General features: G+C 70.7%; 17 protein-coding genes and 2 pseudogenes. 4 read left to right on the top strand and 15 right to left on the bottom strand.

Annotated elements, in window-relative coordinates:
* Positions 1–37: 37 nt before the first annotated feature.
* The 3 genes from AC1RN0_RS11275 to AC1RN0_RS11265 all read right to left on the bottom strand — a co-directional run bounded on the left by AC1RN0_RS11275 (position 38) and on the right by AC1RN0_RS11265 (position 2,851).
* A complete protein-coding gene (locus AC1RN0_RS11275) occupies positions 38–994 on the bottom strand; it encodes a DUF4167 domain-containing protein (RefSeq protein ID WP_492787526.1) in 957 nt (318 codons plus the stop codon).
* Between the two features lie 229 nt (positions 995–1,223).
* The gene (gene prmC, locus AC1RN0_RS11270; protein ID WP_492787525.1) at positions 1,224–2,090 is read right to left on the bottom strand and encodes a peptide chain release factor N(5)-glutamine methyltransferase; all 867 of its coding nucleotides are present in this window, start codon (positions 2,088–2,090) and stop codon (positions 1,224–1,226) included.
* Positions 2,087–2,851 (bottom strand): MOSC domain-containing protein, encoded by a 765-nt coding sequence (locus tag AC1RN0_RS11265; protein ID WP_492787524.1) that lies wholly within the window; start codon positions 2,849–2,851, stop codon positions 2,087–2,089. Before AC1RN0_RS11265 ends, prmC begins: the two co-directional genes overlap by 4 nt.
* Before the next feature lie 74 nt (positions 2,852–2,925).
* On the opposite strand from AC1RN0_RS11265, the gene AC1RN0_RS11260 reads away from it, so the two are divergent.
* Entirely contained in the window at positions 2,926–4,140 is a 1,215-nt protein-coding gene (locus AC1RN0_RS11260) for a YihY/virulence factor BrkB family protein (protein WP_492787523.1), read from the top strand.
* On the opposite strand, the gene prfA is transcribed toward AC1RN0_RS11260, so the two are convergent.
* The 8 genes from prfA to AC1RN0_RS11220 form a co-directional block, all read right to left on the bottom strand.
* On the bottom strand, positions 4,137–5,213 hold the full coding sequence (prfA, locus tag AC1RN0_RS11255; RefSeq protein WP_492787522.1) for a peptide chain release factor 1: 1,077 nt from the start codon (positions 5,211–5,213) through the stop codon (positions 4,137–4,139). The genes AC1RN0_RS11260 and prfA overlap by 4 nt on opposite strands.
* A gap of 72 nt (positions 5,214–5,285) precedes the next feature.
* A complete protein-coding gene (locus AC1RN0_RS11250) occupies positions 5,286–6,716 on the bottom strand; it encodes a peptidoglycan DD-metalloendopeptidase family protein (protein WP_492787521.1) in 1,431 nt (476 codons plus the stop codon).
* A gap of 148 nt (positions 6,717–6,864) precedes the next feature.
* Positions 6,865–7,269, bottom strand: coding sequence for an arsenate reductase (glutaredoxin) (arsC, locus tag AC1RN0_RS11245; RefSeq protein WP_492787520.1), 405 nt, complete (start codon positions 7,267–7,269; stop codon positions 6,865–6,867).
* A complete protein-coding gene (gene arsB, locus AC1RN0_RS11240) occupies positions 7,269–8,309 on the bottom strand; it encodes an ACR3 family arsenite efflux transporter (RefSeq protein WP_492787519.1) in 1,041 nt (346 codons plus the stop codon). The genes arsC and arsB overlap by 1 nt, the downstream gene beginning before the upstream one ends.
* A 3-nt stretch (positions 8,310–8,312) precedes the next feature.
* Entirely contained in the window at positions 8,313–8,807 is a 495-nt protein-coding gene (locus tag AC1RN0_RS11235) for an arsenate reductase ArsC (protein ID WP_492787518.1), read from the bottom strand.
* Positions 8,807–9,157, bottom strand: coding sequence for an ArsR/SmtB family transcription factor (locus AC1RN0_RS11230; protein ID WP_492787517.1), 351 nt, complete (start codon positions 9,155–9,157; stop codon positions 8,807–8,809). The genes AC1RN0_RS11235 and AC1RN0_RS11230 overlap by 1 nt, the downstream gene beginning before the upstream one ends.
* A 152-nt stretch (positions 9,158–9,309) precedes the next feature.
* Entirely contained in the window at positions 9,310–9,747 is a 438-nt protein-coding gene (locus AC1RN0_RS11225; protein WP_492787516.1) for an ArsI/CadI family heavy metal resistance metalloenzyme, read from the bottom strand.
* Positions 9,748–9,829: 82 nt separating this feature from the next.
* Positions 9,830–12,241, bottom strand: a complete 2,412-nt coding sequence (locus AC1RN0_RS11220; protein WP_492787515.1) for a M20/M25/M40 family metallo-hydrolase — start codon at positions 12,239–12,241, stop codon at positions 9,830–9,832.
* Positions 12,242–12,399: 158 nt separating this feature from the next.
* On the opposite strand from AC1RN0_RS11220, the gene AC1RN0_RS11215 reads away from it, so the two are divergent.
* Positions 12,400–12,975: a beta/gamma crystallin-related protein gene (locus AC1RN0_RS11215; RefSeq protein ID WP_492787514.1), complete on the top strand. Its 576-nt coding sequence runs from the start codon at positions 12,400–12,402 to the stop codon at positions 12,973–12,975.
* Positions 12,976–13,045: 70 nt separating this feature from the next.
* On the opposite strand, the gene ctrA is transcribed toward AC1RN0_RS11215, so the two are convergent.
* On the bottom strand, positions 13,046–13,741 hold the full coding sequence (gene ctrA, locus AC1RN0_RS11210; protein ID WP_492787513.1) for a response regulator transcription factor CtrA: 696 nt from the start codon (positions 13,739–13,741) through the stop codon (positions 13,046–13,048).
* Between the two features lie 389 nt (positions 13,742–14,130).
* A pseudogene (gene mnmA, locus AC1RN0_RS11205) lies at positions 14,131–15,264 on the bottom strand (tRNA 2-thiouridine(34) synthase MnmA); the annotation flags it as partial.
* A gap of 154 nt (positions 15,265–15,418) precedes the next feature.
* On the opposite strand from mnmA, the gene mgtA reads away from it, so the two are divergent.
* Positions 15,419–17,992: a magnesium-translocating P-type ATPase gene (mgtA, locus tag AC1RN0_RS11200; protein WP_492787512.1), complete on the top strand. Its 2,574-nt coding sequence runs from the start codon at positions 15,419–15,421 to the stop codon at positions 17,990–17,992.
* A 3-nt stretch (positions 17,993–17,995) separates the two neighbouring features.
* Here the strand turns inward: mgtA and AC1RN0_RS11195 are convergent, their stop codons facing one another.
* Together AC1RN0_RS11195 and flgK are read right to left on the bottom strand one after the other, a co-directional pair.
* Positions 17,996–18,922, bottom strand: a complete 927-nt coding sequence (locus AC1RN0_RS11195; protein WP_492787511.1) for a flagellin — start codon at positions 18,920–18,922, stop codon at positions 17,996–17,998.
* Between the two features lie 3 nt (positions 18,923–18,925).
* Complete coding sequence (flgK, locus tag AC1RN0_RS11190; RefSeq protein ID WP_492787510.1) at positions 18,926–21,043, bottom strand: flagellar hook-associated protein FlgK; 2,118 nt, start codon at positions 21,041–21,043, stop codon at positions 18,926–18,928.
* A gap of 390 nt (positions 21,044–21,433) precedes the next feature.
* On the opposite strand from flgK, the pseudogene AC1RN0_RS11185 reads away from it, so the two are divergent.
* Positions 21,434–22,036: pseudogene (locus tag AC1RN0_RS11185) on the top strand (hypothetical protein); the annotation flags it as partial.

The following is a 22,036-nucleotide window of genomic DNA, read 5'->3' as shown; positions in this document are numbered from 1 at the left end:
CTGACAGCTCCCCACAAGGGTGGGGAGCATCGACAGACTACGCTTCTTCCGTCTCGGACTTGGCGTTGTCGCCGCCCTCGAAGCTGCGCGGGGCGCGGCGGCGGCGGGGTTTCTTGACCTCGTCGGCGGGGGCGTCCTCGCTGACCGCGGCCGGACGGCCGAGGAAGGCGGGCAGTTCGCTCACGGCGCCGTCCTGGCCGCGCAGGCGCGGGGACTCGGCGGCCGGTTCGGCGGCCAGCGGCGCGGCGGCCTGGGGCTCGACCACGGCCAGCGGATCGCGGGCGGCGGCCTCGGCGCGTTCGCGGTCACGGCGTTCGTCGCGCTCCCGCCAGCGGTCGCGGCGTCCGCCGCCTTCGCCGTCCTGGCGCGGACGATCGTCCCGGGGCTGCTGTTGCTGCTGGGGACGGTCCTCGCGGGACTGCTGCTGGTTGTCGCGCGGGCGATCGTCGCGCGGACGGTCATCCCGTTGACGGTCGTCCCGTTGACGATCCCGGCCTTCGAAACGCTGACCGTCGCGCGGACGGTTGCCCTCGAAGCGCTGGCCGCCCTGGTTGTTGTCGCGATTGCCGCCGCCGGCGTTGTCGCGCTGGCCGTCGTTGTCGCTGTTGTCCGTCTCCGGGACGTAGCCGCCCTCGGGCGCCTCTTCAGGTTCGGCCTCGAAGTCGATGTCGAAGCCCGAGGCGAACTGCTCGCGGCCGACGATGTCGGACACCGGGCGGTGCGGCTGCATGGCGCGCAGCGTGCGGAAATAGTGTTCGGCGTGCTGCAGGTAGTTCTCGGCGAGAACCCGGTCGCCGCCCGAGGCGGCGTCGCGGGACAGCTGCTGGTACTTCTCGAACACGCCCTGGGCCGCGCCGCGGACCTTGATGCCTTCGGGGCCGTTGGAGTCGAACGCGCGGTTGGCGTTGTGCTGGGGCTTGCCGCCCTGGTTGCCGCCACTGCCGCCGCCGCGATTGCGGCCGCGCTGACGCTTCATACCCTTGAAATCTCTCATGTTACCCTTCGACCTGCCGGCGGGCGCGCGACTCAGCGGTCGTTGGCGCGGGCCGGTTCTGGATACTGGTTCGGGCTTGCCGCCCGCTTTGTTGTTTCGAAAAAGACGCTGTTCTTTGTCCCCGCCCGGCTTTCAGCGCCGCGACCCGGTCCTCTTGGGACCTCGCGCGCCCGCCGTTCGGGATCAATCTCTACGGCGTTCTGAGTGGGGACGAGTCAGATGTAGCGCCTCAGGCCCCTGTTTCCAAGGGGTTTTTGGAACCGGCCACAACGCGGTCGCGCAGGCCCAGGTCCTTGATCGTCCGCACGCCCGCCGCGCCGGCGTCGCGGAACAGCGCCTCGACGGCGAGGCTCTGGTCGTAGCCGATCTCGACGGCGAACATGCCGCCGGGCCTGAGCACCCGCAGGATCTCGGGGGCCAGGATGCGGTAGGGATCGAGACCGTCCTCGCCGCCGTCCAGCGCCAGGCGCGGGTCATGGTCGCGGACTTCCGGGTCGAGCGTCTCGATCACGGCGCTGGGGATATAGGGCGGGTTGGCCACCACCAGGTCGAAGCCCGCGTCGCCGAGCCCCGCGGCCCAGTCGCCGCGCAGCAGGGCCGTGCGGCCATCGAGGTCGAGGTTGGCCGCGTTCTCGCGGGCCACGGCCAGGGCGTCCTCGGAGATGTCGACGCCCAGCCCCTTCGCCGCCGGCCGTTCGGCCAGGATCGACAGCAGGATCGCGCCCGAGCCGACGCCCAGGTCGAGCACGTTGAAGGCCATGTGCTCGGGGAAGGCCTTCAGCGCCTCGTCGACGATCACCTCGGACTCCGGCCGCGGCGTCAGGACCGAGCTGTTGACGTTGAGCATGATCTTCCAGAAGCCCTTGCGGCCGAGGATCAGGCTGACCGGCTCGCGGCGGCTGCGGCGTTCCAGATAGCTGTCGTAGACCGCCTCCTGCTCGGGCGTGATCTCGCGGTAGGGGTCGGTGACGATCTCCAGCCGGCTGACCTCGGCGGCGGCCTCCAGCATCAGCCGCGCGTCGATGGCGGGCTGGTCGATGCCGATGGCCTTGAGGCGGTCGCCGCCGGCCTTCCAGGCTTTCACGAGGGTGGTCACGCCATCAGCTCCAGGAGGTCGCCCTCGGCCACGCGGCCGGCGGCGGTCGTCTGCACATAGATCCCGCAGAGGGTGTGGCCATACTGGTCGAACAGCGCCTTGACCACCTCGATGTCGCGCTCCGCCGTCGCCGGATCGACATGGGTCGCCGCGCAGCGGACGATCGGCTTGAACACCGTGGCGGTCGCGCCGCCCAGCGTCAGGGTCCGGCCGGTCCAGTCGTTCTCGGCCCAGGCCGGCCAGCCGTCGACATAGAGGTTGGCCCGGAAGCGCAGCGGGTCCAGCGGCCGGCCGATGCGGGCCTCGAGATCGCGCACGCTGGCCAGGTTGATGATCGACACATGGCCCAGCGGGTGGTCGGTGAACCGCCAGCCGCCTGGGGCGCAGAGCACCTTCAGGGGCGCGCGGACGTCCTCGCCCAGCAGCGCGGTCAGCCAGGCCGCGAAGGCGGCGCGGCCGGCCTCGCCGGTCAGGTCGCCGGCGAAGTCCGGATGGCCGGACGCAGCGGCGTGGAACAGCCCCGTGGCGTCATCGTAGCGGGTGCGGGCCCGGGCGACGTCGGCGATGTGGGCCAGCACGGCGAACTTCGTCTTGGGCACGAACACGGGCGCGGCCGGATCAAAGCCGCAGTCGCCGACCTCGACCGCGTACATCCGGTCGCCGGGGAACACCGCGCCGACGGCCAGGTCGGCCGCCGCCAGCCGTTCGGGCGTGAAGCCCTTCACGGGATGACGATAGAGGGCGGATACGGTGGCCTGCATGGCCGCAGGAGTGCCCGACCGGGCCCGCGCGGGCAAGTCCGGAACGCGGAGCCCTCCGGCGGTGTTGAGCACGGATGACGGATATCCGTGACCGGAACACCCTGACGATGATCGGCCGGTGGGCGCGGACACGACCGCTCCATCTCGTGCCATGGATCATCCTGCTGGCGGGCGTGGCGCTGCGTCCCGGGCCGCCGGTCGCCCTTCCGGGGCTCAGCGAGGACCGGATCATGGACGCCGCCGCCTTCGACCGGCTCGAGCCCGGCCGCGGCCGGGGCGCGACCTCGCCGCTGCGGATCCCGCTGGTCGGCTGGCGCGACATCCTCTGGCGCACGCTGTGGGAGGTGCTGCGCGACAAGCTGCCCAGCACGGCCGGCGGGGTGACCTTCTATGTCCTGCTGGCCATCTTCCCGGCCATCGCCGCCTTCGTCTCGCTGTACGGCCTGGTGTCCGACGTCTCCGCCGTCGAGCGCCAGCTGCAGGGCCTGTCCGGCGTGTTCCCGGCCAGCGTGGTGCAGATCGTCGGCGAGCAGATGCTGCGCCTCGCCGCCCAGCACGAGGCGCCGCTCAGCCTCGCGCTGGTGGTCAGCCTGCTGCTGTCGGTGTGGAGCGCCAACGCCGGGATGAAGGCGCTCGTCGAGGGCCTGAACGTCACCTACGACGAAACCGAGAAGCGGCACTTCGTCCGCCGCACGGCGCTAACCTACATCTCCACGCTGGGCGCGCTGATGTTCCTTGCCGTCGTGGCGCTGGTGCTGGTCGCCGCGCCGGTGATGCTTCGACAGCTGGGCCTGGTGCGGGCCGACGACCTGTGGATCGCCCTGCGCTGGCTGCTGGTGCTGGCCGTGACGGCCGCCAGCTTCGCGATGATCTACCGGCTCGGGCCGAGCCGCACGCTGGCGCGCTGGCGCTGGGTGGTGTGCGGGGCGGTGTTCGCCGCCTGCGCCTGGCTGGCCGGGTCGCTGGGCTTTTCCTGGTACGTCAATCACGTGGCCCACTTCGACGCCACCTACGGCCCGCTGGGCGCGGTGGTCGCCTTCATGATGTGGGTCTGGTTCTCGGTGATGGCCCTGCTGACGGGGGCCGAGCTGAACGCCGAGATCGAGCACCAGACGGCGGTCGACACGACCACCGGGCCGGAGCGACCCATGGGTCAGCGCGGCGCGGCCATGGCCGACACGGTCGGCAAGCCGTTCATCCTGCACGAGAGCCTGAGCTACGGCGCCGGCGTCGCCCGCCGCCAGGCCGGCCACGTGCTGGCGCCGATCAGGCGGCTGCGAAAGCGCTAGCCGAAGCTGTTTTCCAGCGAGGCCAGCCGTTCGGCCTGGTCCTCGGCGATCAGCGGATTGATCACGTCGTCCAGCGCCTCGCCCTCCATGATCTTGGGCAGGTTGTAGAGGGTCAGGTTGATGCGGTGGTCGGTCACCCGGCCCTGCGGATAGTTGTAGGTGCGGATCCGCTCGGAGCGGTCGCCGCTGCCGACCTGGCTCTTGCGGCTGTCGGAGCGGGCGTCGTCCAGCGCCTGGCGCTGCATGTCGTAGAGCCGCGCCTTGAGGTTGGCCATCGCCTTGCGGCGGTTCTCGTGCTGGCTCTTCTCCGACGAAGTCACGACTACTCCCGTGGGAATGTGGGTGATGCGCACGGCCGAGTCGGTCTTGTTGACGTGCTGGCCGCCGGCCCCGCTGGAGCGGTAGGTGTCGATGCGCAGGTCGGCGTCGTTGATGACGATGTCGACGTCCTCGGCCTCGGGCAGGACGGCGACGGTGGCGGCGCTGGTGTGGATGCGCCCCTGCGCCTCCGTGGCCGGCACGCGCTGCACCCGGTGCACGCCGCTCTCGAACTTCAGCCGACCGAACACGCCCTCGCCGGTGACCGAGGCGATGATTTCCTTGTAGCCGCCCATTTCGCCTTCGGAGACGCTGTCGATCTCGACCTTCCAGCCCCGGTTGGCGGCGTAGCGCTGGTACATGCGGAACAGATCGCCGGCGAACAGCGCCGCCTCGTCGCCGCCGGTGCCGGCGCGGACTTCGAGGATCGCCGAGGCGTTCTCGTCCTTGTCGCGCGGGGCCAGCAGCAGGGCGACGTCGCGCTCCATGTCCGGCAGCTTCGCCTCGAGACGCTCCAGTTCGTCCCGCGCCAGTTCGGAGATTTCCGGGTCGGTGTCGGCGGCCATCGCCTCGAGCTCGGGCTTCTCGGCCAGAACCTTCTGCAGCGCCTGAACGGCCTCGGCCACCGGCTTCAGCTCGGCGTGCTCCTTGCCGAGGCGCACGATCTCCGGCCCCTCCGTGGCCGCGCCCATGCGGGCCTCGATCTCGCGGAAACGGTCGAGCACCTGGTCGAGGCGGGCCTGGGGAAGACGCAAGGCGGAAAATCCGGAAACAGCGACGGGAAGGGGCCGCTGTTTACAGTGGTCGGGGTCGTCGTGTCGACAGCCTCACCCCGCGCGGGGGCGAAGGCCGGCGCGGGGGGCGGTGAAGTCGGCGCGGGCCAGCTTCTTGGTCGGGGCCTTGTCTTCCGGCGTCGCGGCGGCGGGCGTGACCTTCGGCGCCTCGGGGGCGGGGATGGCGGCGGCCGTGCGGCGTGGCGCGATCAGGGCCTCGATGCGCTTTTTCGTGGCGTTGAAGGCGGCCACGTCGCGGGGGTCGACGCTGTTGCCGGTCGGGATCTTGGCGCCCAGCGGATTGACGCGTTTGCCCTTGAGCCAGACCTCGTAGTGCAGGTGCGGGCCGGTCGAGGCGCCGGTCGAGCCCGAATAGGCGATCACCTGGCCCTGGCTGACGTGGGCGCCCGGCTTGCAGCCCTTGCCGAAGCGCGACAGGTGGCCGTAGCCGGTCTCGTAGCCGCCGGCGTGGCGCAGCCGCACCCAGTTGCCATAGCCGCCCCAGCGACGGCACTCGACGACCACGCCGTCGCCGGCGGCGAGGATCGGCGTGCCCGTGCCGACCCCGAAGTCGATGCCCTGGTGCATCTTGTTGTAGCCGAGGATCGGGTGACGGCGGAAACCGAAGCTCGAGGTGATCCGGGCGCCGTCGACCGGCGCGCGCAGCAGGAAGCCCTTGATGCTCTTGCCGATGGAGTCGAGGAAGGTCCGCTTCCCGTCGGCGCGGGTGAAGCCGTAGAAGCGCTGGCCCTTGATCTCGGCATACTGCAGGCCGCCGGCCTCGACGGTGCGGCCGCTCTCGGTGACCTTGCGGTCGAACACCAGGCAGAACGGGTCGCCGGCCTTGATGTCGCTCGAGAAGTCGATCTTGTGCGAGAACAGCTTCGACGCCTCGGCGATCACGCCGGCGTTGGCGCCGACGGCCATGGCGCTCTCGTGGAACGAGCCGTGCATGCGGCCGCAGGCGGCCACGGTTTCCGGCTTCACCACTTCCTCGAGTTCGCGCAGGCGAAGGGCGCCGTCGAAGGTGCGCGAGACGGTCAGGGTGCTGGCGGCGCCGGTGCGCATCGACAGGCCGATCAGCCGGGCGGGGCCGCGGCGGTCCTGCGGCCGGGCGACCGAGGCGACGAAGTCCATGCCGGCGCGGATGTTCACGGTGTCCATCGCCTGGGCCAGCACGCGCACGGCCAGCCGGGCGTCGGTCGGGGCGACGCCGCTGCGCAGCACGGCGGCTTCGAGGGTCTCGCCGGGGCGGACCTCGACGGCGATGTTCTGGCCGTGGTCGAAGCCGGGCTGGGCTTCGGCGCGGGCGAAGGCGATGTGTTGCAGGGCGGTGAGGGCGGCGGGATCGAGCGGCTTGGCGCCGGGCGCGGCCGGGCCGGCGGTCAGCTTCCAGCCGATGGACAGCATGGCGAAACCGGCCACGGCGACCAGGATCTTGGGCGCGAAACGGGCTGTTTGGCGCCTGGGATCGAATTCCTGCATCGTTCCCCCGTCAGTTGGCGATGCCGTACGCGGTCAGAATGGCACGGCCGGGATGACCCCAGCAATCTGCGGGCCGGTTTTCACCGCGCCCCGACCCGAAACGCAAGCAATATTCGGTGCTTCGTCGTTTTTGTCACGCTCTGCCCGTTCACCGAACAGGGGTAACGGTCTCGCCGTCTTCCTTGGTGAATTTTTCCGGCGGGGTATCGAGCAGCGCAAAAACGTTCTCCGACGGCCGGCACAGGGCCGCGCCCCTGGGCGACTGCACGATAGGGCGTTCCACGAGGATCGGATGGGCGACCATCGCGTCGAGGGTCGCGCCGTCGGTGGCGTCCGGAGCGGTCAATCCCAGCTCTTCCGCAGGCGTGCCGCGCACCCGCAGGATGTCGCGCGGCGTCTTGCCCATGGCCGCCAGCAGCGCCTCCAGCTGCGGACGCGTCCAGCCGGTCCTGAGATATTCGATGACGGTCGGTTCGACGCCCGACTCGCGGATCGCCGCCAGGGTGTTGCGCGAGGTGCCGCAGGCGGGGTTGTGGAAGATGGTCACGGTCATCAGGCGTCTCCTCGGGCGCGAAGGCCGCGTTCGTACCAGCCCTTCGAGCGATTCACGATGGCCACCACGGTCAGCATGACCGGGACCTCGACCAGCACGCCGACGACCGTCGCCAGGGCCGCGCCGGACTTCAGGCCGAACAGGCTGATCGCCGCGGCCACCGCCAGCTCGAAGAAGTTGCTCGCCCCGATCAGGGCCGAGGGGCCGGCGACGCAGTGCTGCTCGCCCGTCAGGCGGTTCAGCAGATAGGCGAGGCCGGCGTTGAAATAGACCTGGATCAGGATCGGCACGGCCAGCAGGGCGATGACCAGCGGCTGGGCGAGGATCTGCTCGCCCTGGAAGCCGAACAGCAGAACCAGGGTGGCCAGCAGGGCGAGGATCGAGGCGGGCCCGAGCCGCGCCAGCGCCGCGGTCAGAGTCGCCTCGCCCCGCGCCAGCAGCAGGCGCCGCAGGATCTGGGCGATGATCACCGGCACGACGATATAGAGACCGACCGACAGCAGCAGCGTCTCCCACGGCACGGTGATGGCCGACAGGCCCAGCAACAGGGCCACGATCGGGGCGAAGGCGACGATCATGATCGCGTCGTTCAGCGCCACCTGGCTGAGGGTGAAGTGCGGCTCGCCCTTCGTCAGGTTGCTCCAGACGAACACCATCGCCGTGCAGGGGGCGGCGGCGAGGATGATCAGGCCGGCGATGTAGCTGTCGATCTGCACCGCCGGCAGCAACGGGCGGAAAAGCACGCCGATGAACAGCCAGCCGAGAAAGGCCATCGAGAACGGCTTGACCGCCCAGTTGATGAACAGGGTCACGCTGATACCGCGCCAGTGGCGGCCGACCTCGCGCATGGCGGCGAAGTCGATCTTCATCAGCATCGGGATGATCATCAGCCAGATCAGCCCGGCGACCGGCAGGTTGACCCTGGCGATCTCGAAGCCGGCGATGGTCTGGACCAGGCCGGGAAACAGCTGGCCCAGGGCGATGCCCGCGACGATGCACAGGGCGACCCACAGGGTCAGGAAGCGTTCGAAGATGGACATGGATCAGGCCTTGCCGATGCCGTCGAGACGGGCCTGGAGCGACATGCGGTCGAGGCTGGCCATCGGCAGGTTGACGAAGATTTCGAGCCGGTTGTGCAGCCGCCCGTAGGTGTCGGCGAAGGCCAGCGCGATCTCGGCGTCCGACCCCTCGACGGCGGCGGGGTCGGGCACGCCCCAGTGGGCCGTCATCGGCTGGCCCGGCCAGATCGGACAGACCTCGCCGGCGGCGTTGTCGCAGACGGTGAAGACGAAGTTCAGCTCCGGGGCGTCCGGATTGTGCGCCCGGTCGAACTCTTCCCACGGCTTCGAGCGCAGATGGGCGGTCGGGTAGTTGAACCGTTCCAGCAGCTTGATGGCGTGCGGGTTCACCGTTCCGGTCGGCATCGAGCCGGCCGAGTATGCCGTGAATCTTCCGGCGCCGAGGCGGTTGAGGATCGATTCCGCGAGGATCGAGCGCGCCGAATTGCCGGTGCAGAGAAAGAGGACGGTGTGGGTCATCAGCAGGTCTTCGCTCCGCACGAGGCCCCGCCGACGAGGCCCGTGAGCGGGCCGCAGATGGCCGGCTCGCCCTGGCAGCAGTCCTCCACCAGGAAGGTCAGCAGGCCGCGCATGGCTTCGTAGTCGGCGGTGTAGATGATCTGCCGGCCGTCGCGCCGCGAGCGGGCCAGACCCGCCTGGGTCAGGATGCCCAGGCTGGTCGACAGGGTGTTGCTGAGCGTGCCCGTGGCCTGGGCGATGCGCCCGGCGGGCAGTCCGTCCGCCCCGGCCTTCACCAGCAGGCGGAACACGGCCAGCCGGCCGGGATGGGCGAGGGCCGACAGGGCGGCGACGGCGTCAGTCTGTTCCATGATTCGAGAATAGACGAATTTTGTGACAGACGTGCGTCCTTCGAGACGCTCGCCTGAAGCTCGCTCCTCAGGATGACGAAGAGGGGTTGATCGTTCACCCTGTTCGTCATGGTGAGGAGCGGGCCCTCAGGTCCGCGTCTCGAACCACGCACTCAGCCGCAGCAACTCGCCTTCGCCACGTCCGCCGCGGTAACCACAGCCGGCATCACCTCGTCCTCGCCGTAGGTGGTCGCCTCGCCCAGCGTATGGAAGGTCTCCCAGCGCACGCCCGACGGGTCGGTGACCCAGCTCTTGTCGGACTTCGCGTAGCAGCAGGTCGTGGCTTCCTGGTCGAAGGTCGTCTCGCCGGCGGCCTTCAGGCGGCCGGCCATCTCGGCCAGTTCGGCGGCGGTCTCGGCCTGGACGCCGACGTGGTCGACGCCCGCGGCGCGATCACGCTGCGAGATGGCCAGGTTCACGCGCGGATCCTCAAGCATCCACTTGGCGTAGTCGTCCTTCACCACGGTCGGCCGGGCGCCGAACAGGGTGGAGTAGAAGCCGATCGAACGGCCCAGGTCCTCGACGGAAATATGCAGGTGCAGACGCTTCATGGCGGTCTCCTATAAATCGACTATTCGAGAAATATAGAAATATAAGCCGTCGTCAAGGGGAGGGCGGCGTCGACACGCCCGATCAGTAGGCGGTCGAGAAGGCTCCGGTGGTCACCGCCGAGTCCGACAGGTCGAACGGCATCAGCGTCGACGGCCGGGGCGGCAGCGGCCTTGCCGTCGCCGGCCAGTGCTCGTCGAACACGCCGTAGCGGCCGTCGAGCGTTCCGTGACCCGTCGGGGCCAGAACGATCCTGTGCGCCACCGGCTGGCCGGCGAACCGCAGGGTCAGGTTCCGCGACCCGGCCGGGGTCGCCGTGTCGGCCGGCGCGTCGGCGAGGCGGACGGACTTGCCGTCGATCGTCAGGTCGCGAAGGCTCGGGGGCAGGTCGAGGGCCAGGACGCTGACGCGCGTCGGCGGCAGGATGATCTCGATCCGGCCGTCCGTCCGCCGGGCGGCCGTGACGGGCGCGGCCCGGGGCGGCAGGGCGCGGGCCGGCGCGGTCCAGACCTTCGCGCGCGTCAGCGGGGGCAGGGCGGTCTTGCCGACAGCGCCGCCGTCGGCCGTCAGGACCGACCGCGCCCAGGGCGACAGATCGGGTGTCGGGGCCACGCGCCAGGCCTTGCCGGTGACGGCGTCCTGCACATGCAGCACGTAGGTCGCGCGCGGATGCCGCTCGCTCCACGGATCACCGAACCGCACCACCGCCAGCAGGATCACGCCCAGCAGCAGCAGCCCCGCGGCCGGCGCCGCCGCCAGCCCGGGCCGCTTCTCCGGCCAGGCCAGCGGCCAGAGGACGAAGCTGCCCAGCCAGAGGAACAGGGCCAGCAGCTCGGGCAGGTCGAGCCCCTGCGACACCACATGGAACATCACCGCCAGCCAGCCGCCGCCGAGCGCGGCCAGCAGGACCAGGGCCGTGGTCCGCGACCGGTCCATCCGGGCGCCCATCCGGCTGGCCGCCGCGCCGAGGCTCGCCAGCGCCAGGGGCCAGGCGACGAGGAAGGCCACGGCCGGCAGGGTGATCTGCAGGATCGCGCCGACGACGAGGCCGGTCAGCAGCACGCCGAGCCAGGCGCCGGGCAGGGCCGCCGCCTTGCCGAACGCGGCGTAGCCGACCAGCGCCGTGGCCACGCCCAGGCCGACCCCGACCGGGTCCCAGCCCGCGAAGGCAAGGCACAGCAGGCCGCCGGCCAGGCCCGCCCCTGCCAGCCACAGCCGCGTGCCGGACCGCGCCAGCAGGGTTGGAACCAGCAGCAGCAGGCCGACGCCCAGCACCGCCAGCGTCGTCTCCCACAGCGCCCACTGGGCCAGCAGCGGCCGCTGGCCGAGGAAGCCGAACTCGACCCCCGTAGCGCGTCGCGCCAGATGCAGCAGCAGCGCGCCGGCCAGCAGCAGGAACAGCGCCGCCCCCGCGCCGCGGGCCGCGTCGATCAGACGGACGTCGTCGTCGCGACGGCCGCGCCGCGCCGCCAGCCCGATCAGCCCGGCGGCGATCAGCAGCGCGATCCAGCCGCCCCAGGCCGGGTAGGCCAGCAGGTGGTCGCCGAAGGTCTGGCTGTAGACAAGGTCCGGCGCCTTGCCCGGCAGGGCGTCCGCGAAGGCCAGGGCCGAGGCGGCGTTGAGCGTCTGCCGGCCCATGCTGGCGATCGAGCCGCGATCGAGGTTGGCCGGCGTCGAGGTCGGCGAGTGGTAGTCGAACTGCCGGCCGATGAAGGCGAAGTTCAGCCCGCGGATGCCGGCGTCCTTCGACACGGTGAAATCCGTGTCGTTGGGCATCTTGCTGTAGAGGAACACGGCCAGGGAGTTGCTGATCGGCTGCCAGGCGGTCTTCGCGAACAGCGGGATCAGCGCGCCGTTGCCGGGGCCGGTCTGGAACATGTTGGCCCGGCCGCCGCCGCCGCGGCTTTCCAGGTTGATCAGCATGCCGATGTGGCTTCGCAGCGGGTGCTCGGCGAAGAACAGGTGGGCGCCGAGCAGGCCGGCCTCCTCGCCGTCGGTCAGGATCAGGATCACGTCCCGCTTCGGCGTCCCCTGCGCGGCCAGGACGCGCATGACCTCCAGCGCCACGGCGGTCCCGGTGGCGTCGTCGGCCGCGCCGGGCGAGGCGGGCACGCTGTCGTAGTGAGCCATGATGGCCAGCGCCGGCGCCGACCGGTCCTGGCCCGGCAGCACGCCGACGAGGTTCTGCATCTGGCCGGCCAGGATGCCGCCCGCGCGGGCCCCGTTGTTGATCGCCAGACCGGACTGGATCGTCGGCTGCAGGCCCAGGGTGGTCATCCTGCCGATCAGATAGTCGCGCACCATCGCGTTCTGCGCCGATCCGACGGGGTGGGGCTTCGCGGCGATCCGGCCGATGTCGTAGGCGGCGGTCGGCACATTGAAGCCGCCGGTGGAGAGCACGACGGGACCATGCTCGGGCGGCGGCGTCCGCGTCCCGGTCCAGGCCAGCAGCAGGGCGCCCGCCAGCGCCGCCGTCAGCGCGATCATCCGTCCCATGCCGGTGTCTCCCCGAACCCGTTTGAGCGGGCAGGGAGCCACGGCCGCCCGCCCGGCGCAACGGCGAACAGGTTCGGCGATCACAGGTCCTTGACGTCGCGGACCGCCGGCGCCGATGCTAGCGTGGCGTTCCGTCGGGACCGTGACCAGGAGCCATCATGAAAATCGCGACCGTCCTCGCCATTGCCGCAGCCTCCGCGCTCAGCGTCGGCGCCGTCGCCGCCCGGGCCCAGTCGATCCAGGCCCCGAACGGCAGCTATCAGACCAGCTGCAGCAACATCAGCGCCTGGCGCGGCCCGAACGGCGGCAAGCAGGTCTCCGCCCGCTGCCGCCGGGCCAACGGCGTCTGGATGCAGAGCAGCCTGCGCTTCGACGACTGTCGCGGCGACATCGCCAATGTCGACGGGCGGCTGACCTGCCGGGCCAGTCCCGTTCCCGGCGGCCCGCGCCCGGGCGGCAACCCCGGCCCGCTGCCGCCGGCCAGCCTGACGCTGTACGGCAAGCCCGGCTACAACGGCGCGAAGATCACCCTGCGCGGCCCGGCCCCGACGCTGGCGCCCTGGTCGTTCGGCGACAAGGCCAAGTCGCTGCAGATCCGCGGCGTCGGCCGCTGGCAGGTCTGCACCAAGATCAACTACGGCGGCCGCTGCGAGATTCTCGGCGACAGCGTCTACGACCTCGGCGCGCTGGGCCTGAACAACCAGATTTCCTCGGCCCGCCCGGTCGGGCGGTAGGGCGGAAACAACAACGCCCGCCGGAGGGACCGGCGGGCGTTGGTACGCTTTACGCTACTGAACGGGTCGATCAGGCGGCGACGACGCCTTCCTGCGGGTCGCGCAGCACGTAGCCGCGGCCCCAGACCGTTTCGATGTGGTGCTGGCCGCCGGAGGCCGTGGCGAGCTTCTTGCGCAGCTTGCAGATGAAGACGTCGATGATCTTCAGCTCGGGCTCGTCCATGCCGCCGTAGAGGTGGTTGAGGAACATCTCCTTGGTCAGGGTCGTGCCCTTCCGCAGCGAGAGAAGCTCCAGCATCTGGTATTCCTTGCCCGTCAGGTGGACGCGCATGCCGTTCACTTCCACCGTCTTGGCGTCCAGGTTCACGGCGATCTCGCCGGTCTGGATGACCGCCTGGGCGTGACCCTTGGAGCGGCGCACCACGGCGTGGATGCGGGCGACCATCTCGTCCTTGTGGAACGGCTTGGTCATGTAGTCGTCGGCGCCGCCGCCCAGGGTCTTGACCTTGGTGTCGATCTCGGCCGAGCCCGACAGGATCATGATCGGGGTGTTGATCTTGTGATTGCGCAGGGTGCGGAGCACGTCCATGCCGCTCATGTCGGGCAGGTTCAGGTCCAGCAGGATCAGGTCGTAGTCGTAGATCTTGCCCAGATCGACGCCTTCCTCGCCCAGGTCCGTCGTATAGACGTTGAAACCCTCGGACTTCAGCATCAGCTCGATGGTCTGCGCCGTCGCGCTGTCATCCTCAATCAACAGTACGCGCATCGATCCCTCCCCGCGGCCCCCGCGGTAACGATTGGACGGAGCGGAATCCGCTCCCGAAGCTCAATTCCGACATTGGAATTAAGCTGCTTTAAGACTGGTTAATGGTGAACGCCGCCTCGGAAAGAATCGTTAAGCCGATTTGCGAATCGGGAGCAAGCGACCATCTGGCGGGGTGGACCGAAGGTTAAGATGACTCTTTCGTGATCGCTGAATCTCCAGTGAATCCCGTGGGATTCAGCCAGCCCTTGCCACAGTGGGGGAATGGACTCCGGTCCGACTCCGGCGCGGGCCCATTTTCGGCGAAAAATTCGCGGCGTGAGTCAAACCGCCGCGCCCTCGATGGGTCTGTCTGCTGATCGCGCGGCGGGCGAAGGTCCTAACGACCGCCGTTAACCCGCCCGCACCGCGCGCTCGATGAAGCCGCCGCCGAGCACCCGGCTGGGGTCTTCCGGCGCGTAGAGCACGCAGGCCTGGCCGGGGGCGACGCCTTCTTCCAGCACATCGAGCGCGACGCCGATCTGGTCATCGACCATCGCCAGCCGCCCGGCGACCGGCTCGCGGGTCGAGCGGACGCGGGCCAGCACCGGCCGACCGATGGCGGCGGCGGCCTCGAGCGTCGCCTCGTCGCCCAGCCAGTTGGCTTCCTTGAGGGTCAGGGCCCGGGTCAGCAGCGCCTCGCGCGGGCCGACGATCACCTGGCGGGCGTCGGCGTCGATGCGCACGACGAACAGCGGGTCGCCGCCGCCGATGTTGAGGCCCCGGCGCTGGCCGATGGTGTAGCGGGTCACGCCCTCGTGTCGGCCGAGCACCCGGCCGTCGAGGTGCACGATATCGCCCGCCACCGCGCCCTGCGGCCGCAGCCGGTCGATGACGGTGTGGTACTTGCCCTCGGGCACGAAGCAGATGTCCTGGCTGTCGGGCTTGTCGGCGGCGCTGAGCGCCATGCCGGCCGCGACGCCGCGCACCGCGGGCTTGGGCAGGCCGCCGAGCGGGAAGCGCAGGTAGTCGAGCTGCTCGCGCGTGGTGGCGAACAGGAAGTAGCTCTGGTCGCGGTTGGCGTCGACCGCGCGGTGCAGGGTCGGGCCGTCCGGGCCGTCCTCGCGCCGCACATAGTGGCCGGTGGCCATGGCGGCGGCGCCGAGGTCCCGCGCCACGTCCAGCAGGTCGCGGAACTTCACGGTTTGATTGCAGCGCACGCAGGGGATCGGCGTCTCGCCGCGCAGGTAGGCGTCGGCGAACTCCTCGATCACCTGTTCCCTGAAGCGGCTTTCGTAGTCGAGCACGTAGTGCGGGATGCCGATGGCCTCGGCCGCCTGGCGGGCGTCGAGGATGTCCTGGCCGGCGCAGCAGGCGCCCTTCTTCTGGATCGCCGCGCCGTGGTCGTAGAGCTGCAGCGTCACCCCGACCACGTCATAGCCGGCGCGGGCCATCAGGGCGGCCGTGACCGTCGAGTCGACGCCGCCCGACATGGCCGCCACGACCCGCGAGCCGGTCGGCAGGCCGACGGCCGCGCGCACGACGTCGTCGGCGATATCGATCAGGGGCGGGAGCGCGTTCATGGGCCGCTATGTAGAGGCTCGCCGCGAAAATTGCGACCGCGACCGCTTTGACAAGCATCAAGCCCGGGCGCTGGCTGGCGACCTAGAACGTCGGTCAGGTTCCACCGGGTCCGTCATCATGAACGCCAGTCCTTCCGGCCCGCCGGTCTGGAGCGTGCCGGCCGACCGGCTTCTGGTCGAGCTGGGCGCCTCCGCCGCCGGCCTGTCCGACGCCGAGGCGGCGGCCCGCCTGGCGCGCGACGGACCCAACAGCGTCCGGGCCGAGACCCGGTTGTCGGCCGCGGCCCTGCTGCTGCGCCAGTTCCAGAGTCCGCTCGTGCTGATCCTCGTCGTCGCCGCCCTGATCGCCGGCGCGACCCAGCAGTGGCTGGAGGCCTCGATCATCCTGGCCATCGTGCTCGGCAGCACCCTGCTCGGCTTCGCTCAGGAATACCGGGCCTCGGCCGCCGTGGCCGAGCTGCGCCAGCGCCTGGCCCTGACCGCCAGGGTCCGGCGGGGCGGCCGGGTCGTCCCGATGGTGTTCGCCGACATCGTCGCCGGGGATATCGTGCTGCTGTCGGCCGGGGCGGTCGTGCCCGCCGATGCGGTGGTGCTGTCGGCCCAGGATCTGCTGGTCAGCGAGGCGGCGCTGACGGGGGAGTCCTTCCCGGTGGAGAAGCGCCCCGGCGTCAGCGCGGCAGAGGCCGGCGTCGCCGCCCGCACCAACATGGTCTTCCTCGGCGCCTCGGTGCGCAGCGGGACCGGCGAGGTGCTCGTCGTCGAGACGGGCGAGCGCACCCAGTTCGGCGTCATCGCCGAGCGGCTGAAGGCCAAACCGGAAGAGACCGACTTCGCCCGCGGCGTCCGCCGGTTCGGCGCGATGCTGATCCGCATCATGATCGTGGTCGTGATCTCGGTGCTGATCGTCAATCACCTGCTCGGGCGGCCGTTCCTCGACTCCCTGCTGTTCGCGGTGGCGCTGGGCGTGGGTCTGTCGCCCGAACTGCTGCCGGCGATCATCAGCGTGACCCTGTCGGCCGGCGCCCGGCGACTGGCGAAGAAGGGCGTCATCGTCCGGCGGCTGGACGCGATCGAGAACCTCGGCAGCATGACGGTTTTCTGCACCGACAAGACCGGCACCCTGACCGAAGGCCAGATCCATCTTGAGGAGGCGGTCGATCCGCTCGGGGCGCCGTCGCCCGAGGTCGGCCAGCTGGCCTACCTCAACGCGGCCTTCGAGACCGGCATCGAGAACCCGCTCGACCAGGCGATCCTGGCCTGGGGCGGCGCGGCGGGTCTCAAGACCGACGGCTGGCTGAAGGCCGACGAGATTCCCTACGATTTTACGCGCAAACGGCTGACCATCGTGGTGCAGGCGCCCGACGCGACGGACAGCCGGCTGCTGGTCACCAAGGGCGCCTTCGCCAATGTGCTGGACCTCTGCACGACCTGGATGACGCCGGACGGCGAGGCGCCGCTGGACGCGGCGGCGCGCGACGCGGTCGAGGCCTGGTTCCGCAAGCGCGGCGAGGAGGGGTTCCGGGTGCTGGCGCTGGCGACCCGCCGCCTGCCGGCCCGCGCCGACTACGACATCGCCGACGAGACGGCGATGTGCCTCCGCGGCCTGCTGGTGTTCATGGATCCGCCCAAGCCGGAGGCCGCCGCCGCCATTCATGATCTGGCCGCGCTGGGTGTGTCGGTGAAGGTCATCAGCGGCGACAACCGGCACGTGGTCGCCTACGTCGCCGGCGCGCTCGGCCTCGACGTCGGCGAAGTGGTCACCGGCGATCAGCTGGCCAGACTGAAGGACGAGGCGCTGTGGGCCGTCGCCGCCCGCACCAGCCTGTTCGCCGAGGTCGATCCCCAGGCCAAGGAGCGGATCATCCGCGCCCTGCAGCGCACTGGCCATTCGGTCGGCTATCTCGGCGACGGCATCAACGACGCTCCGGCCCTCTACGCCGCCGATGTCGGCATCTCGGTCAGCGGCGCGGTCGATGTGGCCCGCGAGAGCGCCGATGTGGTGCTGCTGAGCCGCGACCTGGAGGTGCTGAAACAGGGCGTCGAGGGAGGCCGCCGCACCTTCGCCAACACCCTGAAGTACATCTGCATCACCATCAGCGCCAACTTCGGCAACATGATCAGCATGGCCATCGCCACGCCGCTGCTGCCGTTCCTGCCGATGACCGCCGCGCAGATCCTGCTGAACAACTTCCTCTCGGACCTGCCGGCCGTGACGCTGTCGAGCGACACCGTCGAGCCGGCGCGGCTCGCCCGGGCCCAGCGGCTCAGCATAGGCGACATCCAGCGGTTCATGATCGTCTTCGGCCTGGTCAGCTCGGTGTTCGACCTGTTGACCTTCGGCCTGTTGCTCAAGGTGTTCCACGCCGGGGAGGCGGGCTTCCAGACGGCATGGTTCGTCATCTCCCTGCTGACGGAGCTGGCGGTGCTGCTGGTGCTGCGCACGCAGGGGCCGGCCTGGCGCAGCCGACCGGGGCGACTGCTGGTGACGAGCACGGTGATCGTCGCCCTGGCGGCGCTGGCCTCGCCCTATCTGGGTCCGGTGTCGGCGCTGTTCGACCTCGTCCCGCTGCCCCTGCCGATCATGGCCGCGCTGCTGGCGACGCTGGTCGCCTACGCGGCGACCACCGAGGCGGTGAAGGCCTGGTTCTTCCGTGACGTCCGCCGTGCGGACCCGCCGGTGTCGCCGCGCTGACCGCTACGGCGCGAGCAGCGTCAGCAGCGAGCTCTGGCTGAGGGTGTTGAACACCTGGGCGGTCGCCTGGACGGTGGTGCGAGCCTGTTCCAGGCGGCTGATGGCCTCGGCCATGTCGACGTCGGTGACGCCGCCGATCATGCCCTCGAGCATCGATTTGCGGGCGTCCTGGCTTTCCATCGTCGTGTCGACGCGGTTCTGGATCAGGCCGTTGCGGGCGGTGGCGTCGGTCAGGCTCGATCGCGCCGATTCAAAGCCGCCGAGCATGCCCTGCAGGAAGGTCTCCTGGGCCGGCGTCAGCTGGCCGGTGAAGTCGCCGTTGGCGTCGACGAAGGCCTGCACCTGGCGGAAGGAGTCGAACAGACCCGTGCCCAGCTGGTCGGCGAGGAAGCCGGACTGGATGGTCGTCGACTCGTCCAGCTGGTTGGTCGGGGCGAGGTTGTCGTTCTTGAACACGGCGGCGACCGTCGGGCTGGCGGTCAGGTCGGCCATGCTGGTCGCCGTCACCGGCGCGGTGTCGACCTGCCCGCCGGCGAACAGGTAGCGGCCGCCGAACTTGGCGTTCAGGCCGTCCGAGGCCGACGAGAACCAGCTCTTCAGCTCGCTCATCAGCGAGTCGCCGCGACCGGTGGCCAGGGCCTCGCTGATCGCCTGCCGCGCGCCGGCGGCGGCGTCGGTCACCTGGGTCAGCGCCAGGTCCTGCGACTCCAGCTTCGAGCTGAGCGTCTTGCCCTGGGCCAGGTAGCTGTCGACCTTGGTCTGGATCGAGCGGGTGGCCAGCAGGGTCTCGGCGTTCCTGGCGTAGCCCTTCAGGTCGGAGGCGACCTTGCCGCTGGAGACCTGGGTGTTGGCGTCGTTCTGGCGCACCTGGGCGCGCATCAGGTCGTTGAGGACCGAGGAGTAGCTGTTGCCGGTGGCGACGCGGTTCATGGCTTATCTCACCATCGTCAGAAGGGTGTCGTACATGTCCTTGCTGGCCTGGACGAGCCGCGCGGACGCGTTGAAGGCCTGCTGGTAGGTGGTCATGCTGATCAGTTCCTGGTCGAGGTTGACCCCCTCCGCCGAGCTGCGGCGGGTGTCGGCCTCGGACGAGACGGCCTCGGCGATCGACTGGCGCGAGGTGGCGGCTTCGGCCTTGCGGGCCACCGACCCGGCCAGCTCGGAGGCGTAGCGCGAGACGGTCATGGTCGAGGCGGCCAGGCCGCCGGCCGCGTCGAACCCGGCGAAGGTCTCGCCCGCCTGGCCCAGCTTGACCGCGCCGCGGCCGTCGCCGACCGCCAGCACCGGCTTGCCCGACGCCGCCTGGCTGAGGTCGAGGCTGGCCAGGGCCAGCTTCATCGGGTTGCCGGCGATGTCGCTGCGCACCTCGAACCGCTCGGCGCGGCCGGCGCGCTGGGCGACGCCGATGCCGAACAGCTCGGAGACGGACGGGCCGCCGGCGCCGCGCTCGGTGTCGTCGTTGAGCACCGACAGGCTGGAGCCCTTGGCGTTGGCGGCGAAGGTCATCGCCCCGTCGGCGTCGAGGCTGAAGGCGCCGTAGAGGCCCACGCCGGTGGTGCTGGAGTTCAGGGCGTTGAGCAGGTCCTGCATCGTGCCGCCGGCTGGAATGGCCACGGTGACATCCTTGACCCGCCCGCCGTCGGCGTCGGCCACCCGCAGGCTGATGGTGTCGCCGGCGGTGAAGCCGTGGGCGCTCGTGGCGGTCAACCCGGTGTCGTAATAGGGATAGCCCTCGGAGCTGACGAGGTCGTTGAGGCCGAAGTAGTGGGAGAAGCCCTTGCCGGCCTTGGCCGACGGGGTCGTCGCGTCGTCGGCGATGGCCACGCCCGCGCCGCCGGTGGCCGACAGCGACAGGGCGCCGTCGGTGAAGCTGGCCGAGCCGAACCCGCCGAGCGAGCTGTTGAGGGTCGAGAGGAAGGTGTTGGCGGTGAACGCCACCGCCGCCCCGCCGTCGACGCTCATGGTCCCGGCGTCGAAGTCGACCGCCACCTGCCGCTGCAGCAGGCCGTTGGCCGCGACCACGCCGATGGTCGTCTTGCCGGTGAAGCCCGACACGGCCGTTGGCAGGTCCAGGCCGGTATTGCGGCCGTTGAGCGTGGCCGGGGCCGGGACGCTGGAAGAGGCGTTGTGCGCCCGGTTCAGTTCGTCGACGGCCTTGGTGACGAACTCCGACAGCTGGGCGCCGACGGCCGGCAGTTCGCGGTCGCGCAGGTCCAGCAGGCCGCGGATCTCGCCCGAGGTCAGGCGCGCGCGCAGCGAGGTCTGGCCCGCCGCGCCGGGCAGGGTGACGGCGATCTCCCCGGACGCCCCGTCCGCGTGCACATAGGAGAGAGTCGCCGCGCCGCCGTTGCCGGCCAGCACCGTGCCGTCGGACGCGCGGATCACCGACCCGCCGTTGGCCCGGGCGCTGACCCCGATGTCCATCAGGGTCGACAGTTCGTTGATCAGCTGGCCCTGGATGTTCTCCGAGCCCGTCGAGTCGCCGCCCCCGACCTGGGCGCGGCTGATGTCGGTGTTCAGGGCGTCGATCTGGGCCAGCAGCTGGTTGGCCCGGTCGACGGCCCCGCCGATGCGGGCGTCGGCCTCGCTGGCCAGGCTCTTCAGCGAGGACGAGATGCGCGAGGCCTCGGTGAGGAAGTTGGAGACGCCGTCGATCGCCGCGCCGCGCTGGATCGACGAGGCGGAATCCCCCGCCGCCGCGGCGAACGCCGAATAGACCTGATCCAGCTGGTTGAAGAACGAACTGCTGGACGACGGATCGCCGAACAGGGCCTGGGCGCGGTCGAAGGCGCTGGCCAGCACCCCGGCCTGGGCCGAGCTGGACTTGGCCGTCAGGGCCGCGCGCTGCAGGAAGGCGTCCGCCGCCCGGCTGATGCCGGTGATGTTGACGCCGACGCCCATGCCCGCCGAGACCAGCGGGGCCTGGTTGACGGTCTTGCGGACGTAGCCGGCCGTGTTGACGTTGGCGATGTTGTCCGAAACCGTCCGAAGACCGGTCTGGGCGGCCATCAGGCCGGTCGTCGCCGACGACATGATCGAGTTCAGGCCCATGCGAACTTTGCCCTGCGCCCGGCAAAGCCTGACGCATTTTCTGGCGTTTTTTGCCGGGCGAACGCGTCCGCGCTCGCGTAGACAAAACCCAACCCGTTGAATTCCTTGGCGGTTATGTTCCAACCGCCAGACCGGTCGTGTTAACCAAACGCAAGAGTGGCGCCACGGCGCGGGGGCGGCAGTTTCAGGCCGCCAGGGACGCAACCGGCCCGGCAAAAACCGCCTCGACCCGTCCGGCCACCGATCAACGCCAGTCCGCGTGATCCCTTGCGTAGCAGGGGTTTGTGGCCGCTTCGCCAAACTGGCCCGGCCGTTGCTTTGACCCTGTCGAATGATCCGGGCGCAGCAGGCGCCGACCGTTTCCCCCAGACACAGGCGTTTCCGCCCTCCATGACCGTGCCCGCGTTCAGTCCGTCCGTTGTCCTGCCCGGCGCCCCCAGCGCGCCGGCCGGTCGCGGCGCGTCCGGCGCCGGGGGCGGCCTGTTCGAGGGCCTGCTGGCCGAACAGACCGGGGAGGCCGGCCTCGCCAGCGTCGCCGGGACGCCCCGCCCGGCGACCGGCGTGCTGGACACGGACTCGACCGAGGATACGGACGTCCAGGCGGCCACGACCCCGCAGGACGCCGCCCTGGCGCTGCTGCTGGCGGTTCCCGGCCCGGCGCCGGCGCCGACTCCCGCGCCCGCGCCGACAGGTGAAGCGGCCGAGACGTCAGACCTCGCCGCCCGTCAGATCCGGGTTCCGGCCTCCACCCTGCCGCAGGCCGGGACCGAGGCTTCTCCGCCCGCCGATGTCGCCCCCCAGCCGGCCGGGACGGCTCCCGCGCCGACCCCCACCGCTCCGGTCCTGATGTCGGCCGCCGCCGCCCAGCCGCCGCGCGCCGACGCCCCGGCCAGGACGGTCGCCGATCGCCCGGCGCAGACCGTCCCGGTGGTCGACGCCAAGGCCGCGCCCGCCGCGAACGCCGCGCCCCCGCCGACCGCCGCCGACCTGGCC

It is taken from the genome of Caulobacter sp. GW821-FHT12F03, from assembly GCF_058806855.1.
Note: the sequence above shows the minus strand (reverse complement) of the source record. Positions and strands in the feature narration are given on the sequence as shown.

Coding starts and splice junctions, on each gene's coding strand:
- AC1RN0_RS11220 (WP_492787515.1), bottom strand. CDS start 12,241: ATGGGACGGATGATCGCGCTGACGGCGGCGCTGGCGGGCGCCCTGCTG.
- AC1RN0_RS11260 (WP_492787523.1), top strand. CDS start 2,926: ATGACGGATATCCGTGACCGGAACACCCTGACGATGATCGGCCGGTGG.
- AC1RN0_RS11250 (WP_492787521.1), bottom strand. CDS start 6,716: ATGCAGGAATTCGATCCCAGGCGCCAAACAGCCCGTTTCGCGCCCAAG.
- AC1RN0_RS11230 (WP_492787517.1), bottom strand. CDS start 9,157: ATGGAACAGACTGACGCCGTCGCCGCCCTGTCGGCCCTCGCCCATCCC.
- mgtA (WP_492787512.1), top strand. CDS start 15,419: ATGAACGCCAGTCCTTCCGGCCCGCCGGTCTGGAGCGTGCCGGCCGAC.
- AC1RN0_RS11195 (WP_492787511.1), bottom strand. CDS start 18,922: ATGAACCGCGTCGCCACCGGCAACAGCTACTCCTCGGTCCTCAACGAC.
- AC1RN0_RS11275 (WP_492787526.1), bottom strand. CDS start 994: ATGAGAGATTTCAAGGGTATGAAGCGTCAGCGCGGCCGCAATCGCGGC.
- arsC (WP_492787520.1), bottom strand. CDS start 7,269: ATGACCGTGACCATCTTCCACAACCCCGCCTGCGGCACCTCGCGCAAC.
- AC1RN0_RS11265 (WP_492787524.1), bottom strand. CDS start 2,851: ATGCAGGCCACCGTATCCGCCCTCTATCGTCATCCCGTGAAGGGCTTC.
- AC1RN0_RS11225 (WP_492787516.1), bottom strand. CDS start 9,747: ATGAAGCGTCTGCACCTGCATATTTCCGTCGAGGACCTGGGCCGTTCG.
- AC1RN0_RS11215 (WP_492787514.1), top strand. CDS start 12,400: ATGAAAATCGCGACCGTCCTCGCCATTGCCGCAGCCTCCGCGCTCAGC.
- arsB (WP_492787519.1), bottom strand. CDS start 8,309: ATGTCCATCTTCGAACGCTTCCTGACCCTGTGGGTCGCCCTGTGCATC.
- ctrA (WP_492787513.1), bottom strand. CDS start 13,741: ATGCGCGTACTGTTGATTGAGGATGACAGCGCGACGGCGCAGACCATC.
- flgK (WP_492787510.1), bottom strand. CDS start 21,043: ATGGGCCTGAACTCGATCATGTCGTCGGCGACGACCGGCCTGATGGCC.
- AC1RN0_RS11235 (WP_492787518.1), bottom strand. CDS start 8,807: ATGACCCACACCGTCCTCTTTCTCTGCACCGGCAATTCGGCGCGCTCG.